This is a genomic window from Protofrankia sp. Cj5, assembly GCF_917627405.1.
Lineage (GTDB): Bacteria > Actinomycetota > Actinomycetes > Frankiales > Frankiaceae > Protofrankia.
Window position 1 is genome coordinate 1 of the sequence record NZ_CAKJTO010000188.1, and the last position, 4916, is coordinate 4916.

4 protein-coding genes are annotated in these 4916 nt (G+C 63.4%); 1 reads left to right on the forward strand and 3 read right to left on the reverse strand.

Going from position 1 to position 4916, the window contains the following annotated elements; genetic code table 11:
• Positions 1–248: 248 nt before the first annotated feature.
• From MJ777_RS22200 to MJ777_RS22210, 3 genes are all read right to left on the reverse strand, one after another.
• On the reverse strand, positions 249–857 hold the full coding sequence (locus tag MJ777_RS22200; protein WP_239312801.1) for a pentapeptide repeat-containing protein: 609 nt from the start codon (positions 855–857) through the stop codon (positions 249–251).
• 200 nt (positions 858–1057) lie between these two features.
• Positions 1058–1873 (reverse strand): tetratricopeptide repeat protein, encoded by an 816-nt coding sequence (locus MJ777_RS22205; RefSeq protein ID WP_239312799.1) that lies wholly within the window; start codon positions 1871–1873, stop codon positions 1058–1060.
• 206 nt (positions 1874–2079) lie between these two features.
• Positions 2080–3246, reverse strand: a complete 1167-nt coding sequence (locus tag MJ777_RS22210) for a hypothetical protein (RefSeq protein WP_239312798.1) — start codon at positions 3244–3246, stop codon at positions 2080–2082.
• Positions 3247–3572: 326 nt separating this feature from the next.
• Here MJ777_RS22210 and MJ777_RS22215 point away from each other — a divergent pair, with 326 nt between their 5' ends.
• Complete coding sequence (locus tag MJ777_RS22215) at positions 3573–4571, forward strand: IS30 family transposase (RefSeq protein WP_239377685.1); 999 nt, start codon at positions 3573–3575, stop codon at positions 4569–4571.
• The last annotated feature ends 345 nt before the right edge of the window (positions 4572–4916 follow it).

Genomic DNA, 4916 nt, shown 5'->3' on the forward strand with positions numbered 1-4916 from the left:
TCAGCAGTCCTCACCCCCAACGTTTCGCTGTCCTGTGCGCCCGACAGCGAAACGTGCTGGGGGCGCACTGTAGCGCCGTTTACGACCGCTATTGCCTTACGCGCGGGTGATACACTCTCTGTCGATATGGAGGTCGAGCCAGCCGGGCCGGGGTGGGTCTACACGCGGTGGTCCTACGCGGTCAACGGAGTTTCCCGGGGCGCGGGTGACAACCACAAGGCGCTGATTTGACCTCGCTTGGAACCTCCCTATACCTCCTCGGCGACCTCTATTCCGAGGGCGCTGGCGAGCGAGAAGGCTAGACCACCGAGGTCTCCGGTGGATACGACTGCTCCCCTCATGCTCGTAACGCCGTGAACCCCGACGAGGCTACAATTCGCCAGTCGTGCCCCGTCCATCTGCGCTCCTGACAGTTGGGCGCCGGCGAGGTCGCAGTGTTCAAAGATAGCTCCCCGAAGGTCCGCGTCCTGAAAATCGGCCTGCTTCAGGTTGCAATTGCGGAACAGCGTGCTCGACATCCGGCAGGATCTGAAGTTCGCCAGATCGAGGCGGCAGTCCTCTATCAGGACATCGCGTAGTCTTCCCTGTGTCCATGCCGCGCCCGTCATCCTGTTCGTCCGAATCTCCGCCGAGATGAGGGACGACTTCACGGCTCGGATGTTCGACAGGTTCGATTTCTCGATTCTCACATGGGTCATCAAAACTGAGGTGAAGCGACATCCGCCCATATCCACGGATGCAAAACTGCTCTTTTCGAGCTCAATCGACCGGAAGGAGGCTCCACCGAAGTCGCTGCCGTTGAACAGCGTGGCGACGTATATTCCGTCATCCTGCAACTCGGTGCCCGTGTTGAGCACGGCAGGGATCTGCGGTGGGCTTGGCGTTCTCGCCTTGGCCGAACGATACGGCGCGTGGACCATGGGGGCATTGTAGGCGGTGCGGCGGTCGACGAGGCAGGGAGGTACCTGGTCTGCCGGGGCCGCCCGTAGTCCGCCTACTGCGCTGCCCCGCGCGATGCTAGCGCGTTGTCCAGCTCTCGTACGGCTGACGAGGAGGTCTAGGAATCGAGCAACCGGCGGACCTCGGTTACACGTTGCACGATCCGGCCTGATCCTGTGTCCAACGCGATCGTGACAGCCTCGCTGAGGCAGGCGCATGCCGCATCGACGTTTCCCTGTTTTGTGTAGGCGTGAGCCAGTTCCGTGAGCGTCGACGCCCGCTCACGGACAAGTGTCGCTGGCAGCATCCGCAGGGACGTACGGAAGGATCGGGCGGCCTCAGCCGGCCGTCCGAAAAGGAGCTGGCAGCGTCCATACCACTTGTCCAGTTGGGAATAGCTGTAGAAGTCAAGCCATTCGTAGCCGGAGTCATCTGGTTGTGCGAGATGGCGTTCCGCCGCGCTCAGGGCCTGGCCGCAGGCCGCGTGCTCGCCCAGGGTTGCGTAACACCAGCCGGCCGCGGCCGCGAGCCAGGACGCCAGTCGCGGCGCCCGGACGCCAGCGGCCAGCCGCCGGGCGGCTTCCAGGTGGTCCAGCGCTTCTCGGGCCCGTCCCATCGAGGTCAAGGCACGTCCGAGATTGCCCATCGCCCAAGCCGCTCTGGCGGGGTCGTCGGCCTCCTGGGCGAGGGTCATTGCCCGTCGGTAGTGCAGTTCCGCCTCATCCGGGATGCCGGCATCGTAGGCCAGCCAGCCGGCAAGTTCGGCTGTCTCGCTCGCAAGCTGAATCAGCTCTCGGCGGTCCTCTTGCGCCACCTGCTCCCCGAGGTCGATGACGGCCTGAAGGTGGCGCCGGACGGCCGGGGCGACGTGAGCAGGGCCGATCTGTCCGTCGAGGCGCCTCAACGAGGAAGCGACTTGCCGGATATCGTCCACGGGCCGTCCAGGTCCGGCACGCTGACCGGAGGGGGTCAACGAGCCGGAAGCCACTACTGCCGCGGCAGGCAAGCCAGTCCGACGGCCAAGGTGGAGGACCGTGAGCGGCAGATCTCGTCTACGTGTCTGGTCCGTCACCGGCGACCCCTCCTGCGACGACACAACGCAGACGATACGGTGCCGACCAGCGGTCGGGAAGGCTCTCGCTACACCGCCGCAGCCCGCAAACGCTCATCGAGGCTATGTACTTCTCGATCCTCGCGGTATGCCGGAGAAATCGATCCGCGTATCGAACGGACCCTTTGTACTATCCGAGCCGATTTTGTCCACGACGCTATCTCGACGGCGTCACCGAGGAACGAGCATCCGGCGTCCAGCTCGTTGGCAGCGATGTGCGCTTCACCGAGATGACAGAGGAATTGGGATCGCTCGCGGACGAGATGCGGCGGGTGGAGAGCCAGGGCGCGCTCCAGTTCCCGCAGCGCATGCCGATGTTGTCCCAAGGCGAGGTATGCGCGGCCTCCGGCCGACACGACGTGTGCCATGTGGAAGAATGACATCCAGGAAGTGCAGGTGTCGCGTTCGGATGCTTCGAGTAACCGTTCGGCCATGCCATAGGAACGCCACGCCTCGTGGCCGTCACCTAGCCGTGCGTTTGTATGGCAGGCGATCGCGGCAAGCCAGGAACTGGTCACAGTAGAGCTGGTCCGACTAGCGACATCATGGGCTGCTTGGAGCACGTCGAGCGCTTGCCGGTCATTCTGTAGATGGTTCAGAACGAGAGCCTCGCTGCCCAGCACCCAGGCCAGAAAGCCGGGATCGTCCCCTTCGCCGGCAAGAGTCGCCGCTGCACGGTAATGAGCAAAGGATGCGTCATACTCGCCGACGTCGAAGGAAAGCCATGCGATGAGACCGGTGATGTCGGCTGCTTCCAATGCCAGCATATTGCGCCGCTGGCTCCGGCCCGCCTCGCGCAGCAGCGCGATCGTGAGTTGCTGGTGAGCCAACGCCTGATCAAGAATGCAGCCAGGGCCTAATGCCCCATCCAAACTTCTCAGTCGTGTCGTTATCTCGTGGAGGTCATTGCGTACCTGATCAGGTCGTGCGGATACCGAACCCGCCTGCGACGTCTGCGGACCCGAAGCCGAAACTGCCGCAGCGGCAGCCACCGATGCCGCCCCGGCCAGGCTGACGAATGTCCGGCGCCCCAGAACGCTCGACGAGGAAGCCCGCTCCTGCGGAGACCACCGAGCCGACTCCTCGTCAGGCTCTAAAAGACCAAGAGCCTCCGCCGACATCTCAAACAGGACGCACAACAGCACCCGGTAGTAAGGCGACACGGCGCGAGACCCCAACTCCCACTTCGCGACCATGACCTTGTCGGGGCTGACGTTCCGATGGTCCCGCTGCCACGCCAGGTCTTGGAGACGCTGGGCAAGGCCAGGGCGCGACCAGCCGCGGCCCTCCCGCTGCATCCGCAGCCGCGTATTTGGACGCCGGATCGGTCCGGCCTCATCACCTGCCATGTTCCTGCACCGCCCTCGCCAGCGGGGGATTTCAACGCCCGTAGCGTAACCGATTCGTGCGAGATGTTCCCATAAGACATCCGAAGAGTCCCGGTAGAACCTCGGCGGTGTCAAATGGTCGTAGCGACGCTCCGATAGGATGATCTCGGCAACGTCGACAGACTGGATGGTGGATGGCCCTGCGCGAGGTGTTGAAAATCGAGGAACGGGAAATCATCTCCCGGGAACTGAGCCGGCACAAGTCGGCGCGGTATATCGGGCAGATGCTCGGCCGGCACCATTCAACGATATCCCGGGAGATCAACCGGAACGGCGGGGCGCCGGCATATCGTGCGGTCGAGGCGCAGCGACGCTGCGAGGAGAACCTGGCACGTCCGAAGGAAAGAAAACTCGAAGCGTTGCCACGGCTTCATGACGCGGTGAACGACGGTCTACGAGAAAAATGGTCACCCAAGCAGATCAGCAAGAGGCTACGAGAGGACCATCCCGACGACGAGGATATGCGCGCGTCCCACGAAACGATCTACGAGTGTCTGTACCTCCAGGCCCGGGGTGAGTTGCGGACCGAGCTGAAGGTCGCCCTGCGCCAGGGCCGTACCCGGCGGGTGAACCGGTCCCGCGCGACCAAGACCAGAGGCCAGATCGTCGACATGGTCAACATCAGCGAACGGCCGCAGGAAGCCGATGACCGCGCCGTGCCCGGGTTCTGGGAAGGGGACTTGATAATCGGGAAGGGAAACAAGTCCCAGATCGCGACGCTGGTAGATCGTACCACGCGGTTCGTCATGCTGGTGCGGATTCCCTACGACCGTAACGCCGAACGCGTCGCCTACCTGCTCGCGAAGAAGATGGAAACCCTGCCTGAGTTCTTCCGGAACAGCGTGACCTGGGACCAGGGCAAGGAGATGGCCCGGCACGCCGATTTTACCGTGAGAACCGGCATGCCAGTCTATTTTTGCGATCCGCATTCGCCGTGGCAGTGGGGTTCGAACGAGAACACCAACGGCCTTCTTCGGCAGTATTTCCCGAAGGGCACGGATCTGTCCTTGCATTCCCAGGAGGATCTCGATAGAGTGGCCACAGAGCTGAATGGAAGGCCTCGTGAGACGTTGGGCTGGCGCAAGCCGATAGAAGTGTTCAACGATCTACTGGAAAGGCATGCGTCGCCTTGACCGCTTGATTCCGCCCTCCACCGCGCAGGTCGGGAATTGCTTGCATCGCCGTATGTTCGTTGATCTGGTTGCTGCTGGTATGAGTTCCACGTGTTGGTGTGGTATCCCCGCTGCCCACCATGGAGGAAATCGCACTCCCGGAAGCCGCCACCCGCTCGCGCGGCCGGACAACCGCCGAGCAGGTCCTCGACACCGAAGCCACCGGTCAACCCGGGCCTCACCGCCCGCGATGAGTACGCCGAGGACCTGCTGGCGGCGGTCGCCGGGCTGATCTTCGCGCCGGTCGGCCGCGACGGCCCCGACCCTCGTCGCCCCGTACGAAGTAAGATCCAATCTAAGGGAGCG